This window comes from Dyadobacter sp. HNCC25DJ183 (assembly GCF_056895175.1).
This window is the reverse complement of sequence record NZ_JBXHAP010000001.1, coordinates 606,529-624,332: the sequence shown is the minus strand read 5'-3', so window position 1 is coordinate 624,332 and position 17,804 is coordinate 606,529. Positions and strand designations below refer to the sequence as shown.

General features: G+C 48.5%; 17 protein-coding genes. 4 read left to right on the top strand and 13 right to left on the bottom strand.

All coding sequences use genetic code 11. The annotated features are described in order from the left end of the window. Window positions 1–72 precede the first annotated feature (72 nt). From AC1XTG_RS02570 to AC1XTG_RS02555, 4 genes are all read right to left on the bottom strand, one after another. Complete coding sequence (locus AC1XTG_RS02570) at window positions 73–471, bottom strand: response regulator (RefSeq protein ID WP_484840893.1); 399 nt, start codon at window positions 469–471, stop codon at window positions 73–75. After that, entirely contained in the window at window positions 468–3,269 is a 2,802-nt protein-coding gene (locus AC1XTG_RS02565) for a PAS domain S-box protein (RefSeq protein WP_484840892.1), read from the bottom strand. The genes AC1XTG_RS02570 and AC1XTG_RS02565 overlap by 4 nt, the downstream gene beginning before the upstream one ends. A 303-nt stretch (window positions 3,270–3,572) precedes the next feature. Continuing rightward, window positions 3,573–5,114, bottom strand: coding sequence for a T9SS type A sorting domain-containing protein (locus AC1XTG_RS02560; RefSeq protein ID WP_484840891.1), 1,542 nt, complete (start codon window positions 5,112–5,114; stop codon window positions 3,573–3,575). An 18-nt stretch (window positions 5,115–5,132) separates the two neighbouring features. Then, complete coding sequence (locus AC1XTG_RS02555; protein ID WP_484840890.1) at window positions 5,133–5,453, bottom strand: hypothetical protein; 321 nt, start codon at window positions 5,451–5,453, stop codon at window positions 5,133–5,135. A 312-nt stretch (window positions 5,454–5,765) separates the two neighbouring features. Here AC1XTG_RS02555 and AC1XTG_RS02550 point away from each other — a divergent pair, with 312 nt between their 5' ends. From AC1XTG_RS02550 to AC1XTG_RS02540, 3 genes are all read left to right on the top strand, one after another. Continuing rightward, window positions 5,766–6,530 carry a LytR/AlgR family response regulator transcription factor gene (locus tag AC1XTG_RS02550; RefSeq protein WP_484840889.1) on the top strand — a complete coding sequence of 255 codons (765 nt, stop codon included), beginning with the start codon at window positions 5,766–5,768 and terminating at the stop codon, window positions 6,528–6,530. A 67-nt stretch (window positions 6,531–6,597) separates the two neighbouring features. After that, window positions 6,598–7,344 carry a DUF6597 domain-containing transcriptional factor gene (locus tag AC1XTG_RS02545; RefSeq protein ID WP_484840888.1) on the top strand — a complete coding sequence of 249 codons (747 nt, stop codon included), beginning with the start codon at window positions 6,598–6,600 and terminating at the stop codon, window positions 7,342–7,344. A gap of 30 nt (window positions 7,345–7,374) precedes the next feature. Further along, window positions 7,375–8,541: an FAD-dependent oxidoreductase gene (locus AC1XTG_RS02540; RefSeq protein WP_484840887.1), complete on the top strand. Its 1,167-nt coding sequence runs from the start codon at window positions 7,375–7,377 to the stop codon at window positions 8,539–8,541. 29 nt (window positions 8,542–8,570) lie between these two features. On the opposite strand, the gene AC1XTG_RS02535 is transcribed toward AC1XTG_RS02540, so the two are convergent. The 5 genes from AC1XTG_RS02535 to AC1XTG_RS02515 form a co-directional block, all read right to left on the bottom strand. Further along, window positions 8,571–9,509, bottom strand: coding sequence for an NAD(P)-dependent alcohol dehydrogenase (locus AC1XTG_RS02535; RefSeq protein ID WP_484840886.1), 939 nt, complete (start codon window positions 9,507–9,509; stop codon window positions 8,571–8,573). 89 nt (window positions 9,510–9,598) lie between these two features. Continuing rightward, window positions 9,599–10,099 carry a DUF6691 family protein gene (locus AC1XTG_RS02530; RefSeq protein WP_484840885.1) on the bottom strand — a complete coding sequence of 167 codons (501 nt, stop codon included), beginning with the start codon at window positions 10,097–10,099 and terminating at the stop codon, window positions 9,599–9,601. A gap of 20 nt (window positions 10,100–10,119) precedes the next feature. Further along, window positions 10,120–10,683 carry a YeeE/YedE family protein gene (locus AC1XTG_RS02525; protein WP_484840884.1) on the bottom strand — a complete coding sequence of 188 codons (564 nt, stop codon included), beginning with the start codon at window positions 10,681–10,683 and terminating at the stop codon, window positions 10,120–10,122. Window positions 10,684–10,763: 80 nt separating this feature from the next. Beyond that, on the bottom strand, window positions 10,764–12,185 hold the full coding sequence (locus AC1XTG_RS02520; protein WP_484840883.1) for an MBL fold metallo-hydrolase: 1,422 nt from the start codon (window positions 12,183–12,185) through the stop codon (window positions 10,764–10,766). 91 nt (window positions 12,186–12,276) lie between these two features. Next, entirely contained in the window at window positions 12,277–13,098 is an 822-nt protein-coding gene (locus tag AC1XTG_RS02515) for a sulfite exporter TauE/SafE family protein (RefSeq protein ID WP_484840882.1), read from the bottom strand. 114 nt (window positions 13,099–13,212) lie between these two features. Here AC1XTG_RS02515 and AC1XTG_RS02510 point away from each other — a divergent pair, with 114 nt between their 5' ends. Beyond that, on the top strand, window positions 13,213–13,848 hold the full coding sequence (locus AC1XTG_RS02510; protein WP_484840881.1) for a Crp/Fnr family transcriptional regulator: 636 nt from the start codon (window positions 13,213–13,215) through the stop codon (window positions 13,846–13,848). A gap of 12 nt (window positions 13,849–13,860) precedes the next feature. Here AC1XTG_RS02510 and AC1XTG_RS02505 read toward each other — a convergent pair whose 3' ends face one another. From AC1XTG_RS02505 to AC1XTG_RS02490, 4 genes are all read right to left on the bottom strand, one after another. Then, window positions 13,861–14,403: a DinB family protein gene (locus AC1XTG_RS02505; protein ID WP_484840880.1), complete on the bottom strand. Its 543-nt coding sequence runs from the start codon at window positions 14,401–14,403 to the stop codon at window positions 13,861–13,863. A gap of 87 nt (window positions 14,404–14,490) precedes the next feature. After that, window positions 14,491–15,477 (bottom strand): quinone oxidoreductase family protein, encoded by a 987-nt coding sequence (locus AC1XTG_RS02500; protein ID WP_484840879.1) that lies wholly within the window; start codon window positions 15,475–15,477, stop codon window positions 14,491–14,493. A gap of 63 nt (window positions 15,478–15,540) precedes the next feature. After that, a complete protein-coding gene (locus AC1XTG_RS02495; RefSeq protein WP_484840878.1) occupies window positions 15,541–16,428 on the bottom strand; it encodes a helix-turn-helix domain-containing protein in 888 nt (295 codons plus the stop codon). Window positions 16,429–16,572: 144 nt separating this feature from the next. Further along, the gene (locus tag AC1XTG_RS02490; protein ID WP_484840877.1) at window positions 16,573–17,517 is read right to left on the bottom strand and encodes a hypothetical protein; all 945 of its coding nucleotides are present in this window, start codon (window positions 17,515–17,517) and stop codon (window positions 16,573–16,575) included. Between the last annotated feature and the right edge of the window lie 287 nt (window positions 17,518–17,804).

Sequence of the window (17,804 nt, the reverse complement as noted above, 5' to 3'; positions counted from 1 at the left end):
TGTATAACTTCTTTGTTAGTTTAAAAACTAAATAGTTAGTTTAATGAAGAAAGTGGACGGAAAACGCGTTTTTTAGCCTCCTAAAAGTGCTTTCAACATCTCCCTGTTCAACGGTTTGGAGAAGTATCCGCTGACCAGTGGGTGGCTTTCAGCACTTTTCTTATCCTTCGGATCAATGGACGAAGAAAGGATGAAAATAGAAATACGGGCTGTCAGCTCTGCGGGGAACAGGCTAATCTGGTTTAGGAACTCCCAGCCACTCATGGTTGGCATATTAATGTCCAGAAAGAGCACCGTATCCGGGTAGTCTGAGCCAGCATTAAGCTCGTTTTTAATAGAGGCCAAAGCCTGGTCGGGATCATCGAAAAGCTGAATGCGAGCGTCGGGGGCCACATTGGCGATCATATATTTGCTGACCATGTTATTGACAGGGTCGTCGTCTACAACGATGAATTGAGAGTATAACTTCATAGGACAGGATTGTGGAACAAATCTGAGCCAAACTCGATATTGAATTCTGTACCCTCATTAACACGACTGCTTATACTGATCTTCCCTCCGAGCATTTCCACCTGTGTTTTCACCATGAATAATCCTAAACCTTTACCCTCAACGTGGTTATGGAACCGCTTGTATAAGCCAAAAATCTGGGCACCTTTCCTGTCCATGTCAATTCCCATGCCATTATCCCGGAAGGAAATTTTCAGCCTGCCTTCTTCTACTCTGCTGGTAATGTGGATCACGGGCGACCGATCGGGGCTGCGGTACTTTATACTGTTGGTAATCAGATTGTAGAAGATGCTATACAGGTATGTTTTCAGTGTAAACAGTTCGTTGCTCGCGTTGAAATCGGTGACGATGCTGACCTGCTCTTTTTCAATAATGTTCAGCAGGCTCGACCTGATATTCTCGGTCAGGTTTTGCAGATTCACCAGCTCCTTGTTCTCGCCGACGCCCTGTTTTACCTGCAAAATGGTATTAAGGTCTGAAATGACGTTGTCCAGTCTTTTTACATTCACTACAATCCCTTCCAGAAACTGTTCTTTCACCTCCGGAGGATAGTCCGTTTGCGTAATAAGCTCGCCCAACCCGATGATATTGGCGACCGGTGCCCGCAGGTTATGTGATACGATATAGGCAAACTGGTCGAGTCCCTTGTTCGATTCAGTTAGTTCATTCGCGTAGTTTCTCAGGCTTTCATTCAGTTCCGTGAGCTGTGCTTCTGACCGTTTCCGCTGTGTAATGTCCTTGAAATATGCGGACAAGCCATTTGCTGAAGGGTAGGCGGTAATCTCAAACCAGGTCCGGTCACTTTCATAATAATATTCAAAATGATGGATTGCATTGTTCTCCACTGCCCGCTGGTAGGAGTGATAAATGGCAGTATTGACAATATCCGGAAATGCTTCCCACAAATTCCGCCCGAGTACTGACTCTTTCGGGCGGTTCAGCAGTATTTCGGCTTTCTTGTTCCAGTAAGTTACGACCCAGTTTTTGTCAAGTGCGTAAAATCCGTCGCCGATACTTTCCAGAATGATGTTTCTTTCCTGAAGTGCCTTGATCGCCTTTTCGTCTGCCAGCTTTTGCTCGGTAACATCATTCAAAACGCCGAACAAACTCACGGGTTCGCCGAGATGATTAAGTTCCAGGTGCGTTTGCACGTGCAAGTGCCTGATCTGACCGTCGCGCCGGACAATGCGATGGTGATAATCTGCGGGCTGCATGGAGGCAAAAACCTGCTGGTTCTTTTCAACTACGTGTTCCAGGTCGTCGGAATGGACGAACGACAGCCAGGATCCGATAGACTGGACATTGTCGCCTTCCGGCAAACCGTAAATCTTGCAGGCTTCGTCAGACCATAGGCTCATATTCGTCACAAGGTCTGTTTCCCAGCTGCCTAAGTGTGCGATAGCCTGGGCCTGACGTAATCTTCTTTCTTTATGTCTGAGCTGTTCGTCCGCGATCAATTTCAATCTTTCCGTTTCAAAGAGGTCCAGTGAAAATGAGATTCCCAATGCAGCTTCTTTCAGCAATGTGATATCAGCATCGGTGAAAGTATCCGTTTCAGAACCGTACAGGTTAAACGTGCCTGTGACAATCCCGGATTTTTTAATGGGCAGGATCATGCAGGATTGGTACCCGGCAGTAGCCGCAAGTGCTTTCCAGCTTTCGGATATGAAACTTTCCCGGGTGTTGTTGCTAACATAATACGGCCTGGAATCGAGCATTGTACGGAGCAGATGCTGTTCCTCTGTGGCGCTGGTGAAGCCCAGCAGGCATTCGGCAGAGATATGCTGTTGCTCTACCACATTGATTGTATCATTATGATCGACAAACATGCCGATCCAGGCAGCTTCAAACTTCCCCGTCTCACACGCAATGCGGCACACTTCTGCGAAAACGGTCTGGGCGTCGGGCGCGTGTACAAGTGTGTGGTTAACCTGGCTCAGGAATGCATAAAGCCTGTTCAGGTGCAGGAGGTTTTCCTCGCTGACCTTCTGTTTGGTGACATCACGAAAATTATCTACGATCCCATTGATGGTAGGTTCGTGTAAAAGGTTGGTTACCGTTGCTTCGATCCAGCGCCAGGTACCATCCTTGTGAAGCATCCTGCCGGTATGTCCAGGGATTGCCTTGCCAGGGTTGGCGAACACTTTGGCCATGATTTCGTACAGGCTGTTCAGATCATCGGGATGCGCCTTGGTGAAAATGTCCATACTCATCACTTCCTCGGGCGTATATCCAAGCACGTTTTTCACGGCAAGGGAAGCGAAGGTGGACTTGGCGTTTTTATCGAGTATCACAACGGCATCGGTACTATGTTCGATTAAGGTGCGAAATTGCTTTTCGCGGTTGCTTAATTGCTGCAGCAGCGCCTGCTGTTCCCGTTTTACGCCATATGCTTCCAGCGCCCTGTGAATAGCAAACGGCAGCCTGCCTGCCTGTGACTTGGTTACGTAATCTTCAACGCCCATTAACAGCAACTCCCCGGCTATTTCGTCGCTTACGGCGTCAGAAAAGACGATAAAGGGGATTATTACCTGGTGCTCCCGCAGTATTTCCATTGCCTGAGAGCAGTCAATGCCGGGTAGCTTGTATTCCGAGATTACAATATCCGGGGGTGATTCCGAGATGGTGCCGACGAATTCATCACGGGTCGTAACTACGTGTATCTCGGCGTGCAGTTGAGCTTTTAATAGTAACTGTCTGACAATATCCTCCTGCTCCTCTGAATTTTCCAGTAATACTACTCTCAACATACGCTTCATTTCAAATGCATTGGATATTGTGACAAATAGCCAGAACCCGGACGATCTCAGATTTGCGCAACGGATCATTCTACAATGTAATAGTCGGCTAAGTTTTACTCTAATGCAAATGTTGAACCGTTCCGGTTTTAATATAGTAGTGCTGGTGGTACAGGATCCTGATAAAAGCACAATGCCGCCTAAGGGTCAAGCTGGTTGCGGGTATTTCAAAGGATTAAACCCGGTAGCATTCCACGCATTTGTTTCAGATAAAAAAAGGCGCCCAGTGTTTGCTGAACGCCCTTTCTTGAACTCATTAAAATTCTATTTAATCACCACAGCCTTCTTGATCTGCTGTCCGTTCTCCCGAAGGATTCTCACGAGGTAAGTCCCGGATGAATTGTTGGAAAGCGAAATTTTCTCTTTGTGGTTGCCGCGGCCGGCTACTTTCCGCTCCTGTACAACCAATCCCTTCATATCTATCACGGACAATGTGGCATTGTTGCCCTGGGCTAAAAAGAAACTGACCGTAAACTCACCAGTACTTGGATTAGGCGCGATCTCGGTTTCATTTTCCATTTCAGCATTCAGTTCCTCCACACCGATACGCCCGCTGTTGATACTGCTTACACAAATTTTATCCTGGCGACAGCTTGCCTGCCCCACACCAGAGACTTTAATGATGTTTGTACCGGCATTCAGATTGACCTGGAATGTCTGCTCGCGCCAGGCGATGTTCCAGGAGCCTGAATTTTGCAAATTGACGTTCTGCGAAAAACCGGAAGCTGCTACCGAGACATTTACGGTAGGTGCACTGGCGGAGTAGTAGCGCAGCGTCACATTGTAGCTTCCCGAGGTGGGTACCCCGGTAACCTGGTAGTCTACATAGTGGTTTGGGGTATTCTGGTCTCCGCGGGTTTGTTGGTTAGACGCATTGGGATCACCGGAAATGACGCCGTTACCGGTTGAGCTTTCCGCTTCCAGGCACTGCGAGAAACTGGTGTTATTGCCAACCACATTGATGGTCACGGACTGGCTCTTAGTCAGGCAGCCCGGTTTGGTGGCGTCAATGGGAACAGTGTAGGGACCAGGCTGACCGCCTGGGTTTGCATAAAGATCTCTGCTGGTTCCAAGTCCCCACGCGTGGGTACCTAGCCAGTGGTAGGTCACGCCCGTACAGCCTGCACCCTGACAATTTACTGAAAAGGTCACACTTGAACCTATTACTGGCGTGTAGTTCGAAACCGTGGCGGTAAAATTGAAATCACAGAAATTGGAAGGACAGGATTTAGGAACCAGGTACCATTTAGCTCCTCCAAATACGGCCATGTCGCTCGATGAAGCCAGATAAATGTCTGTCAGAGAAGAGCCGGGGATTCCGTCTCCCCAGTTGTTAGCTCCAAATCCGACAACCGGAGTATTAGGTCCTGCGTCATTGAACTTGATCATATTATACTTCGCACCCGGGTTGGCGTCATTTACAGCCGAAGGTGTCCAGAATGGAACGCCCCTGTCCTGGTAAATGGCAGTAGCCGGAGGAAATTCGTATGTTTTCTTAAGGTAAATAGGCGTGCCGGCATTGAAATTTGTTGCCGCTAAAAAACCCTGATCGCTGCCCTGCGCCATGATCGTGATCCTGTCGGTACCGTAGTAGACTATATGGAATATCTGGCTGTCGGAATTATTTCCCTCCTGGATTTTGAGAACGCCATTTACATTGGTCAGGCGTTTGGTTGCGCTGCTCGCGGGCCGGAGTTCATAGCATCCTGTAGTAATCTGTGCGAAAGCGTTGTAGTAACTCAGCAAGACCAGGAAAAGCAGTCCCACGACCGATTTGACAGCACCTGTTTTGATCTGTTTTTTCATAATAAAGTAGATAGAGGGTTATTTGTTGATGAGGACCGCGTCATCCCAGCGGCGCGTCAATGCATCCTGACCGGCATATTGACTTCCATTAGGGGTAATTCTTACATAATCACCGACAGGCTCCAGTCGGAAAATCTGGTTGGCCTGGTTATTCGCAGCTTGTACCCTGAGGCCATTGATATCGGTTAAATACTTTCCGTTGCTCGCCAACCGGAATGCGTAACAGCCCTGTGCAGCGGCATCTTCCACTCCGGCGGTAAATAAACCGGCAGTCAGGTACAAACCGGCAACAGCAGGCTTGCGCAGCTGCCGCCATAATTTTGGTAGTAGTCTTTTCATGAACGTTTGATTAAGAAAATGTAAACAATTAAATCTGTGGGGTACCGCCAGGTGCATTCTGACGGTCCTGAAATGCGAAATGCGACGAAAAATAGGTCATCCTGCCGTTGACCTATTTTTTTTTAGACGAACGTGTCCGGGTTTTCGACGAAATCGTTTTTCCGGTTACAAAATGCTTGCTGCCGGGACGACGGCCGTGCGCAAAAGCCGCCTTGAATGCGACTTTGGGGCGTGCAGGATTTAGCTCATGTGGTGCTTTCGATGAATGAACGTATCTTGCGCGGCAAGTTTTTTTCTCAACGATAGCGTATAATGGAGATTGATCAGTTGAAGTGCATTATTGCAGACGATGAAAAACCGGCAAGGGAAATCCTTGAAAAGCATGTTCAAAAAATCCCTTATCTGAAACTTACCGGGCAATGTGCGAACGCAATGGACGCGCTGATACAGATTCGTGCACAAAAGCCGGATCTTGTTTTTCTGGATATTCAGATGCCCGGACTAAGCGGAATGGAACTGATTTCTTTGCTTCCCGAGCCCCGTCCGAAGATCATCATTGTTACCGGCGATCCCCAGTTTGCCATCGAAGGGTTTAATTCCCAGGTGACCGATTATATCCTGAAGCCGATCTCATTCGAAAGGTTTGCGCGCGCAGTCCTGAAAGCGTATGGCGAGCTTCGGCATCAGGTTTCCGGCCAGAGTGAACCTCAGCCAGAAACCAAATATGCGAATAACCAGAAAATCAATGTAGAGGAAGACGATTATCTTCTGGTGCGGGATAGTAAGCGGCTTGTCAGGATCGATATCGAGAAGATTCAGGTTGTTGAAGCCATGAAAGACTACCTCAAAATCTATTGGTCGAACGGCGTGACGGTGTTGCACCAGACGATGACAAGGATAGAGGAAAAGCTGCCCGGTCAGGTTTTCCTGCGCGTTCACAGGTCATTTATTGTCAGCAGGAAAATCATAGCGGAAATCAACGGCAGCGAAATGATCCTGACCACCGGAAAAGTAATCCCGATCGGATCCACCTACCGGGATAATATCCTGAAAGGTCTGGGCGATAATATTTTGTAATGGGGTCGCATTCAGGATTCTGAAACAAAGACTTATTATTCGGGATTTTGTGTAAAACAGCATTACAATGAAGGGTATCAGCTTTGAAACGGTACAGCCCGTGGCAGCATTGGAAGCTTTGGTGGAAAGCTTTTGGATTCTGACGAATGAGTCGGACGAGCAGAAGCCTGCTGTCGTATTGCCCGATGGTCGGCTGGATGTGAGCTTTCATTTTGATAACCGGCAGTACCTGGGTTTGCATGGACTGGAAACCGGTCCGTCGCAGGTGGAAATTGCGCCGCATTTCAGGATGTTCTGCATCAGCTTCCGGCCTCTGGCAGCGGAATATCTATTCAAGGCCCATTTGCCGGTGCTACCCGATAGCGTCACCTTATTACCCGCGGACTTTTTCAATGCCACAATCGGGCAATTCGACGATGTCAGGCAGTTTGCAGCGCTGTTGACAAATGCGCTTTTGGACATGTTAAAGGCAGATATCGACCCTCGCAAGAAAAGGCTTTTCGATCTGATATATGAATCTCACGGCGCTATGAGCGTTGCAGAACTTGCTGATCAGTCGGATTGGAGCAGCAGGCAGATCAACCGCTATTTTCAGGATACATTTGGTTTGTCGCTAAAAACATATTGCAACGTACTGCGTTTCAGGTCTTCTTTCGGGCATATAAAAGCCGGCAAGCTCTTCCCGGAGGAAAATTATACTGACCAATCTCATTTCATCCGTGAGATCCGGAAATATGCGGGTGTTATCCCCAAAGAGCTGGCCAGGAACCGGGAAGACCGATTTATACAATTTTCGACCCTTCCGCCCGCATAGTTTTGTCTTGTAAATCAAACAAGACAAATTATGGTCATTGAAAATAAAACAATTGCAATCGTCGGCGGCGGGCCCGGTGGTTTAACATTAGCCCGCTTGCTTCAAATGCGTGGCGCTCAGGTTAAAGTGTATGAGCGTGATATCAATAAAGATGTGCGCGTGCAAGGCGCAACGCTCGACCTTCACCAGGAATCGGGTCTCGCGGCATTAGGCCAGGCAGGACTGCTCGAAGCATTCTTCGCGAACTATCGGCCAGACGCCGGCAAACTGCGCGTTACTGATCAGCACGCGCGCATTCAGTTAGATGACCACACATCAGAATCGGTGACCGAAGACCGCCCCGAGATCGATCGCGGCCCATTGCGGCGTTTACTCATTGACTCGCTAAATGATGAAACGATCGTTTGGAACAGTCACTTCCTGTCTATGGACAAAAGCGGGTCGGGCTGGCTGCTGCATTTTAAAAACGGCACCAGTGCCTACGCCGATATCGTGATCGCAGCCGACGGGGCTAACTCCAAAATACGACCTTATATCACCGACATTCAGCCGATCTATTCGGGCATTACAATCGTGGAAGGCAATGTGTACCATGCCGAGAAAAATGCGCCGCATTTGCACCAGCTGACGAAAGGAGGGAAGGTTTTTGCATTCGGTCATGAACAATCGCTGATACTGAGCGCAAAAGGTGACGGTAGCCTGTCATTTTACACGGGCTGCAAGTCGCCTGAGTATTGGGTGAAAGAAAGCGGGATTGACTTTGCAAACAAGCAGGAGGTACTGCATTGGTTTAAAGAAGCGTTCGGCTCGTGGGACGAGATCTGGCAGGAGCTATTTGCGGGTGACGAGCTATGGTTTGTGCCGCGGCCGCAGTATCATTATCCGACAGATCAGCAATGGGAACCGCTCGCTAACCTCACGATGATCGGCGATGCTGCACACCGGATGCCGCCTTACGCCGGCGAGGGCGTCAATATGGCCATGCAGGACGCGATGGAACTGGCGTCGCATTTAGTAAGTGATGCGTATGTCACAATTCAAGAGGCTATTGCCAGTTTCGAACAGCAAATGTGTAAGCGCGGCGGTATCGTTACCCAAATAACGCTTGAATCCACGGAGATGCTGCATTCGGAAGATGCTGTAAGCAATCTGTTAAGTATGTTTGAAAATGCCGGGCAGCACGATATTGAACAATAACGTGCTGCCCGGCAGAGTCGGGATTTCCATCAAATTTCAACTGCTACCTTCCCGGTGAAGCTTTCCTCTTCCACCATTTGATGCGCCAGTCCCAGGTCTTCCAATGCAAACGTTTTGGAGACCTGGGGTTTGATCACACCTGCTTCAATGAGCTTGGCCAGTTGAAGGAGGTCTTCGGAATTTGGTTTCACTCCGACCATTTTCATGCGTTTTTGAAATACCATATCGATAGCCGCATCAACTACGCCACCCAGACTGTCTGCTCCGCCGCGGGTTGTAACAAAAAGGCCCGTGTCGGTGAGACTGTCTTTGAGATCGGAGATCGTAAAATGGCCACTGGCATCAAAAATGAGGTCGAATTGCTTATCTGCCGGGATTTCTTCTTTGTCGTATATAATGATGTGGTCTGCGCCGATCTGCTTTGCAAAATCAGCGTGGGCTTCGCTGCAGGTACCAGTTACGGTATTGCCGAAATGCTTGGCGATCTGAACAGCTATGTAACCAACTCCGCCGGTACATCCGGTGATCAGAACATGCTGTCTTGACTGCATTTTTCCATCTGCCATTAATCCCTGCCAGGCTGTTAAACCTACCAGCGGAATGGAGGCGGCTTCTGCGAAAGAGATGTTTGCAGGCTTGAAGTGTATATTATCTTGCTTCGCCACGAGCATTTCAGCATAAGCGCCACCTTTTACGGCGCTCAGCATTCCGTACACTTCTGAGCCGACATTGAATGCGGGATTTTTGGACTCGATAACAACACCGGCGAAATCGGCGCCCAAAACGTGCTTGCCGAACAAACCGGTGATGAGCCTCGTTTTACCTTGCCGTACGAGCGTATCCACCGGGTTTACAGAGGATGCCTTGTTCTGGATCAATACCTGGCCGTCTTCAATTTCAGGCGTGGGCAGATCTGCTATTTCGAAAACTTCCGGGGAACCATATTCGGTGATAATTGCGGCTTTCATGATTTTGGATGAAATGTTTAGGTACAGGACCTAAAAAGTTGTGCCCTGACGCAAACTGAAAATCGCAAATGATAAGAGGAATGATTACATCAATGCGGAAGCGTCTCCCGAAAATAGCCGTAAACCCAGGTGCCCGCTATGGTGCTGAGCAGCGGCACGATCACGACGGTGGCCCCAAACCCGATCTGCGCAAACAACGGCCCCGGACAAGCGCCTGTTAGTGCCCAGCCCAACCCGAACAGCAAACCGCCATAAATCTGTCCTTTGTTAAATTGCTTTTTGGCAAAAGTGATCTGCTCTCCGTGCACTGTTTTGACGTTGAATGCTTTGATCAGCCATACGGACAACATTCCGACGGCCACGGCGCTGCCGATTACGCCGTACATTTGGAAAGATTCGAGGCGAAACATTTCCTGTATCCTGAACCAGCTGATTACCTCGGCTTTGATAAAGACGATCCCGAACAGAATGCCGGTTATCAGGTACTTAATGTTACCATACCAGGCGTGATTCTGCGCACTTTCGTTGATGCAAATGGCATCTGTCGCGCGGATGGCGTATTCGTTTTCTTCTTTTACAATGGGTTGCATATCCAAATGTGTTACCTGTTCTATAAACTTAAAATCAAGGGTAAAATCCAGTTCGCCATGATAAACCCGCCGATCATGAAACAGATCGTGGCGACCAGCGAGGGCCACTGCCATGTGGAAAGGCCCATAATGGAATGACCACTCGTGCAGCCACCGGCGTAACGCGCTCCGAAGCCAACCAGAAATCCACCGCCAACCAGCATGATTATGCCGCGTAAGGTCAGAAGGCTTTCCCAGCTCACGATATCGACAGGTACCTGGGATGAAAAGTCCGTGATACCATACCCGGCAAGTTCTTTTGTGAGATTTTCCGTGACCTGGATTGCGTTGGGGTTAACCAGAAAGTTCGAGTCAATTACACCTCCCAGAAAAATGCCGAGCACGAAAACAAGGTTCCAGGTCTCTTTTTTCCATTCGTATTGAAAAAAGGGGATTTTTGCCGGAAGACAGGCCGCGCAAGCGTGACGCAACGATGACGAAATCCCGAACGATTTATTTCCTGCTATGAGCAAGGCAGGTACCGTGAGCCCGATCAGCGGCCCGGCAATGTACCAGGGCCACGGCTGTTTAATTAAGTCCAGCATGAATGTATTTTATGTTTGAAATTCCTGTTCAGCATAACCGGAATACGTGAAAAATTTAACTCGACAAAATGAGAGGCGGGCTATAACATGGTACTCGGGCAGACGTAATTGCTGATCTGAAAGAGTCCTGATTCTTTCATTGCCTTGAAGCCGCCCGTTACATTGATTACGCGATCGTATCCTCTTGATTTCAGAATGGAGTTGAAAATCATCGACCGGTAACCGGACGCGCAATGCACCAGATAGGTTTTGTTTTTGTCAATTTCTGAAAGATGATCATTCAGGTTATCCAATGGGATATTCCCGGAACCAATCATATGTTCGGAGAAATGCTCGCTGGCTTTCCTTACATCAAGCACGGTTAATGCCGGATCCTCTTGAAGTCGTTGAGCCATTTCGCCCGCAGTAATGGATTCAATCTGATCGATTTCTTTGCCGGCTTCTTTCCAGGCTTCAAAACCGCCGTCCAAATAGCCGATCGTATAATCATACCCGACACGCGCCAATCTGGTGATCACTTCTTCTTCTCTGCCTTGCTCGGTAACAATCAGGATCTTCTGTCTGATATCGGGGATCATTGCACCTACCCATGGCGCAAAACTTCCGTCAATGCCGATGTTGATCGCATTCGGGATAAAACCTTTTGCAAAAACCCCGGCATCACGCGTGTCGAGCAGAATGGCGTCGGTTTCGTTGGCAGCTGCTTCAAATGCATCGGGATCAAGCGCACGATTTCCACGCTGCATCACGGTATCGATGCGATCGTACCCCTGGATGTTCATCATCACATTTTCGGGGAAATAGGCTGGGGGAGGTGTTAGTCCGTCGGTAACTTCTTTTACAAACTCTTCCTCTGTCATGTCCGCGCGCAGCGCATAGTTAAAGCGCTTTTGATTGCCCAGCGTGTCGGTCGTTTCCTTACTCATATTTTTACCGCACGCACTGCCGGCACCGTGTGCGGGATATACCACAATGTCATCCGCCAGCGGCATGATCTTCGTCCGCAACGAGTTGAATAAATATCTGGCCAGCTTGTCCTGCGTGAGGTCAGCCACTACTTTTTGCGCCAGGTCAGGGCGGCCTACATCCCCGATAAACAGGGTATCTCCGGTGAAAATGGCGAGGTCTTTGCCGGCTGCATCGCTGAGCAGATAGCACGTACTTTCCATCGTGTGGCCCGGCGTGTGCAGAACTTTGATTGTTGCATTGCCGACGGTCAGTACTTCGCCGTCTACTGCAATATGTGCTTCAAATCCCGGCTGCGCAGTTGGTCCGAACACGATCCTTGCGCCTGTTTTTTCCGACAGATCCAGATGCCCGGAGACAAAGTCGGCGTGGAAGTGCGTTTCCAGCACATATTTGATTTTTGCGTCGCTCTTTTCTGCGCGACTGATGTAGGGCTCCACTTCTCTGAGCGGGTCAATTACCACAGCTTCGCCATTACTTTCGATATAATAGGCACCCTGGGCAAGACACCCGGTATAGATCTGTTCGATTTTCATAATTCTATTGAGTTGATTCATTGTATGTGCAAATTTCGGCCTTGCAGCTTGCCGGGTCAGTGACATTTGTCACCCAGCTGTAAATTTTTTGTCAGACAGGAGAAAAGCCTCCTAGCAACGGCCAGACCAGTTCTTTTGTAATGATAAATAGCCCCATTGCCAGCACAAACCAGCCAAAACCCTTTTTCAACTGACTGGATGCTACACGCTTGCCGAGCCACGTACCGATCACAATTCCACCCATAGCAATGCTGGTGACTTTGATAAGAAATAGCCAGTCGATCGCAAAATGCCCGAGGTCGCCGAGGAAGCCGATCAGGGAATTGAGCGCGATAATCAGTAATGAAGTGCCGACTGCCTCGCGCATGGGCATTCCCATTATCAAAACCAAGGTGGGGATCAACAGAAAACCGCCTCCCGCTCCGAGCAACCCGGTCGTAAGCCCGATCCCCACGCTGCTCAGCACCAGCCGGATCACATTGCCTTTCAGGTCGCAAGTCAGGCAGCCCGGCGTTTTTTCTTTGTCCCGGATCATACCCAGTGAGGCAGCCACCATCAGTATTGCAAAAAGGATCATGGTCAGCAGCGCCCCGGTGATCGTGAAATTGCCTATCTGAAACAGATTATCAGGAACGATCGGCATCAGGAATTTCCGTGTCAGATAGACCGTTGTGATGGATATCGTGCCAAAAAATGCAGCTGTTCGAAGGTTGATCTGTCCATCGCGGAAATGGGTAAATGCACCCGCCAGACTGGTTGAGCCCACAATAAAAAGCGAATAGGATGTGGAAATTAACGGGTTGATACCAAAAAGATAGACCAGCACCGGAACCGTCAGAATGGAGCCTCCGCCGCCAATCAGTCCCAGCAATACGCCGATCAGGATGGAGGCCAGGTATGCAAGTGTTTCCATATCAATGTTATTTGTCAGACACAAAATTGCCAGTCTTGAATTTGCCTGTCAGTGATATTTGTCACATAGCAGGGAATGAATTGATCCTATCTTTGGAATGTAAAAAGCGATGTTATGAATGCGGACATAGCACATTACCTGGACACGGTTTTTCCCGATTTTGAGCCGGAATTAAAAGCAAGGCTTGCAGCAGAATCGTCGCTGAAACAGATCCTAGCGGGCGAAGTAATTATGCGTACTGGTCAATACTTCAAGTATACATTGCTGATTGCCAGCGGGAAAGTAAAGCTATACCGGGAGGGCGACGATGGGGAGGAAGCCTATATTTATACCTTGCAAGCCGGAAATGCCTGTGCGCTTTCGATGATCTGTAACACCCGCCAGCAGACGAGCGAGATCACCGCCGTCACCCTCGAAGATACCGTCGCCATTATGGTGCCCATTCAGCTGATGGACAATCTGATGCAGGAGTATAGAAGCTGGTATTACTTTGTGATAGATAATTACCGGTCGAGATTTGAAGAACTATTAACTGTTTTCGACAGTGTAGTTTTCAAAGGCATGGATGAGCGGCTGGAATTTTACCTTAAAAATCAGGTAAAGAACCGGGGCACGAAGGAGCTTTTTATGACCCATTCTGAAATAGCAAATGACCTCAACACTTCACGTGAAGTGGTTTCCAGGTTACTGAAAAAGATGGAGCAAAACAAAAAGATACAGCTATTCCGCAGCCACATTGCCTGGCTGTAAACTGCTTCTTACTCAACTTCTTGTCCTGTTGTGCTGATACAACTTCCTGATCATGCTGATCTGGCCGCGGTGGTAAATTTCGTCTTCGATCATATGATATAACGCCCAGGCAAGGTTGCAGCCTCCTTCCGGGTCGTAGCCCTCGATTTTTCTGCTGAAATCATGAAAGCTGATATTTTCAACAGCCTCTATCAACAGCTTCCGGGAAGCATGCAATGCGTCGATGTAGCTTCGAACCGGTTGCTTTAACAGCAGCTTCGGGATGTGCTCGCCCATATCCAGGGCTGGCAAAAGTTCGTCATTTTCCTCCGTGGTCAGCGGTCGGCCTTCTACGAATTCAATGCGGAAATAATGCTCTATGGCAATGATGTGGGATAGCAGCGCGCCAACCGTATTCCAGTTCTGACTATACTGCCAGTCGATCAGGTCATTGGGCAATTTTTCAATACTCTGGATCGACGTAAGGCGCGCGTCTTTGAGCATTCCCAGGAGGTAATCAATGGAATGGTCCGGCGCGTTGCCGAATCTGATGTGGAAATCTCGTTTCAGTATCATCAATCTGTTTGAGTTACGGGTATCATCTGAAAGTTCAATCGGGGATTAACGTCCTGCGCCAAGCCGTAAACGGAGGATCGGGAACGGTTAATTATTGTTACGAATAACAATTTTTCCAATCGTGTGCCCGGTTTCTATCTCTTCATGTGCTTTCGCCAATTCTTCCAGAGGGTACACTTTGGATACATGCGGCTGCAATGTTCCGTTTTCCACCATTTCAACTAGTCTTTTAAGGATAATGCTCTGCCGGTTTTGAGAAGGATTTTGTAAAGGCCCGCCCATAAACTGGTAGCTCAATGTAATATTCTTCAAAAGCAGCCGGTAACCTTCTTGCGCGCCGACCGAAACGGGCAGTATCGAGCAGATATGTCCGTTGTACGCAGCATACTCAATGCATTGGCTGAATGTGGAACCTCCAACCGTGTCCAGGATCAGAGCGGCGCCTTGTCCATCGGTCAAATCCATGATGGCGGCTTTTACGTCCTCATCCCGGTAGTTCAGAACATAGTCTGCCCCGAGCGTGGTTGTACAATATTCCATTGATTCCTTCCGGCTGGCTGTGGTAACCACTTTGCAGCCCACGTATCTGGCAAGCTGTACGGCCAAATGTCCGACGCCGCCCGCGCCTGCATGAATAACGAGCAGGTCTCCACTCTGGATATGCAGCCTGTCCAGCAGCGCTTCAAACGCTGTTATTCCGACTAGCGGAATGGCGGCCGCCATCTCATCGGAAAGGTTTCCTGCCAAAGCGCAGGAGCGGTAATCCACGGCCACATACTCCGCATTCGCGCCGTTCCGAAATGGAGTAGGAGATCCGATTACCCTGTCTCCGATCCTGAAACCTTTCACATTGCTTCCCATTCCAACTACTACACCGCAAACGTCGAAACCCAGGATCAGCGGAAAGTTGCGCGGGACGGAAGCTTTGTTCCTTATCCGGCAGTCGAGCGGATTTACACTAGTTGTCAAAACTTTTATAACCAGGTCATCGACCGTTGCAACGGGCTCCGGCATTTCACAAAGCTCAAAAACTGTCGCTGCCGGACCGTGCGCTGTAATTACATTTGCTTTCATGCTCATTGTTTTTGAGCAAATCTACCATTGCGCCTGGTAGCCGGGTTTGTCAGATCGGGAGCGTTATTTGAGCAATCGGGCATTTTTGAAATCCATTGGCCGCACACCATATTTTCTCATAAATGCATTGGAAAAAGCGGCAGCGCTCTCATAGCCGCATTGCAGACTTACCTCCGAGACCGTCAACGCAGTATCCAGTAACAGCTGCGCCGACCGCTCCATTTGCAGATCATATTGATACTGAAAAACAGAACTGCCCAGCTGCTCACGAAAAAGTTGTTTGAGCCGGAAGCTGTTTGTCCCGCATTGCCTGGCCAGTTCAGAAATCGTCAGGTATCGGCCTGCCTGGTGAATGTGCCAGATTGCTTCCTGTAAAAGATCCTTTTTGTTGCTGCGCGGCAACGTTTGTGAAGCCAGATTAAACAGCTGGTCAGTGATGAGCTTTTCCTCAAACAGGCGTAGCAAGCCAGGGTTTTCCTTTGAAATTACCTTTAACCGGACAAAGGCGGCCGCACAATCGGCAGAGAGGTCCATTACCTGGACAGGCTTTTCAAAAAGCTGTGGCAATTCGTTGTGAAGCAATGCGAGATGCAGGTCTGACAAATGAATGTGTATTACTTTGAACGCTGTATCGGCAGGGAGCAGCGAAGTGTACGGATCTTCTTCTGTTTTGTAAAAAAGTGCTTTTCCGGTAGTGAAACCATATTCCCCGGACGTTTTAGGTACCGATCTTGAATTCCCTGCAACGCAAAGCACCAGTTTGTAAAGTGGCTCAGGATAACTGACGCTCAACTGATGCGCGCGGCGCGTTTTGAAATCAAACCAATGCACGTGCGAAGCCAGCAAACCAGTAACCGGTGACTGCTCATAGTGCCGGTAAAGCTGGTTTGTCGCTACAATATCCGTGCGCTGGTCGGGGTAGAGCAGTTCATTCTGATAAGATATGCGCATTTGTTAAATTGATCTTTCACCCGCATTTTCAATGGCACAAAGTTGAGAAACAGGTGCATTCGGGTAAATACTGAGGTATTTCAAATGCTTGGAATCAGCTATGAAATGTTAGTTGTGCGGGTTGAACTGGTGCAATGCCGAAATTTATTTACGCTTGAATGACTTAGTTATCGATTTAAACGCTTGCAGGTTGTTTGCGAAATCGTTGTTTGAAGAGCCGATTATTATATAGTACATATTGTCGCTAAACAGGACAGCCTGGTAAACTTGCTCATCCTGACCCGTGTTTTTGTTTTTGGCAATACCGCTCAATTCATAGCCTTCGATTCCATCAATGGTTACTGCACTCACCGAATCTACGCTGAGCTCCGGGTATAGTTGCCTGGCCCGGCCTAAACAAAAGAGTTTCTTGTCTTCAATGTCTAATCTGGACATCGATTTTGAGAGAATGAAAGATGTTCTGTCTGTGGACTGGGTCGGTACTTTTCCGTCCATATTATAAACCAGCGCATTCGCTACGTTCTTGGCGAAAACCAGCTTGCTTCCTGTGGTGCTGATTTCGAAATCAACTGTTTCAAAAGGATTGACTTTTTTCCCGGCATCAAAATATGCGCCGAGAATTGCTTCCTTAATCTGTTTTCCAACTTCCGGTAAATCTTGCGGGTAAGCTCCATTGATCATCACGCTCTCATCGTCTTTGCCGAAACAGAGAATTAATTTGGCGTACACGTTTCCATACGCACTTTGTGTGCCGGTCAGGAAAGCGGCGGGCATACCATTCAGCGTGAGTGGTTCAATGCTGCTGATCTCGACACCCTTAGAGAGAAATGCTTCCTTTGTTAATCCTGCCCGAAGTTTTTCAAACTGTGCGGGAATGCTCATTACGAGGATACTTGATCCGCTCTGGGTTTGCTGGAAGCCGAGGAAATTCTCGGCCTTTTCAAAACCTTTCGGCGGTACAAGACTCACTTTTGTTCCGGTAACGGGCAAATGCTCTGGTGTTGAAACGTTATTAATCACATTCTGCGCGTAAACAATGCGGGTTGCCAGAAGCAGGATAAGCGAGAATGCAAGCCGGAGAATCACCATATTTAAATGTAGTCGCGAGGGTTGAAGCAGGTCAATAAAATGACTGCGATGTTCACGCCAATTTAGCACTTTTTCTTCCATCCAGCGATTACTGCCCAAGAAAGAGGAACCGGTTGCCTCGGTCAAACTTGCGCTCCAATCTTTAACGAAATTCGATTGCCTTGTAGAAATAGATTGATATTGCTTGTGGGAACGCGTAAATTGCATTATAAATCACAAACAGGATTGCGCTGATCGCAACGAATATTCCTGAAATTTTTGCACATTAACATTTGCGCTGACGCCCG

What these genes read in the sequence shown, in the direction of transcription:
- AC1XTG_RS02570 (WP_484840893.1), bottom strand. Translation starts at nt 471, where the DNA reads ATGAAGTTATACTCTCAATTCATCGTTGTAGACGACGACCCTGTCAAT.
- AC1XTG_RS02565 (WP_484840892.1), bottom strand. Translation starts at nt 3,269, where the DNA reads ATGAAGCGTATGTTGAGAGTAGTATTACTGGAAAATTCAGAGGAGCAG.
- AC1XTG_RS02560 (WP_484840891.1), bottom strand. Translation starts at nt 5,114, where the DNA reads ATGAAAAAACAGATCAAAACAGGTGCTGTCAAATCGGTCGTGGGACTG.
- AC1XTG_RS02555 (WP_484840890.1), bottom strand. Translation starts at nt 5,453, where the DNA reads ATGAAAAGACTACTACCAAAATTATGGCGGCAGCTGCGCAAGCCTGCT.
- AC1XTG_RS02550 (WP_484840889.1), top strand. Translation starts at nt 5,766, where the DNA reads ATGGAGATTGATCAGTTGAAGTGCATTATTGCAGACGATGAAAAACCG.
- AC1XTG_RS02545 (WP_484840888.1), top strand. Translation starts at nt 6,598, where the DNA reads ATGAAGGGTATCAGCTTTGAAACGGTACAGCCCGTGGCAGCATTGGAA.
- AC1XTG_RS02540 (WP_484840887.1), top strand. Translation starts at nt 7,375, where the DNA reads ATGGTCATTGAAAATAAAACAATTGCAATCGTCGGCGGCGGGCCCGGT.
- AC1XTG_RS02535 (WP_484840886.1), bottom strand. Translation starts at nt 9,509, where the DNA reads ATGAAAGCCGCAATTATCACCGAATATGGTTCCCCGGAAGTTTTCGAA.
- AC1XTG_RS02530 (WP_484840885.1), bottom strand. Translation starts at nt 10,099, where the DNA reads ATGCAACCCATTGTAAAAGAAGAAAACGAATACGCCATCCGCGCGACA.
- AC1XTG_RS02525 (WP_484840884.1), bottom strand. Translation starts at nt 10,683, where the DNA reads ATGCTGGACTTAATTAAACAGCCGTGGCCCTGGTACATTGCCGGGCCG.
- AC1XTG_RS02520 (WP_484840883.1), bottom strand. Translation starts at nt 12,185, where the DNA reads ATGAAAATCGAACAGATCTATACCGGGTGTCTTGCCCAGGGTGCCTAT.
- AC1XTG_RS02515 (WP_484840882.1), bottom strand. Translation starts at nt 13,098, where the DNA reads ATGGAAACACTTGCATACCTGGCCTCCATCCTGATCGGCGTATTGCTG.
- AC1XTG_RS02510 (WP_484840881.1), top strand. Translation starts at nt 13,213, where the DNA reads ATGAATGCGGACATAGCACATTACCTGGACACGGTTTTTCCCGATTTT.
- AC1XTG_RS02505 (WP_484840880.1), bottom strand. Translation starts at nt 14,403, where the DNA reads ATGATACTGAAACGAGATTTCCACATCAGATTCGGCAACGCGCCGGAC.
- AC1XTG_RS02500 (WP_484840879.1), bottom strand. Translation starts at nt 15,477, where the DNA reads ATGAAAGCAAATGTAATTACAGCGCACGGTCCGGCAGCGACAGTTTTT.
- AC1XTG_RS02495 (WP_484840878.1), bottom strand. Translation starts at nt 16,428, where the DNA reads ATGCGCATATCTTATCAGAATGAACTGCTCTACCCCGACCAGCGCACG.
- AC1XTG_RS02490 (WP_484840877.1), bottom strand. Translation starts at nt 17,517, where the DNA reads ATGGTGATTCTCCGGCTTGCATTCTCGCTTATCCTGCTTCTGGCAACC.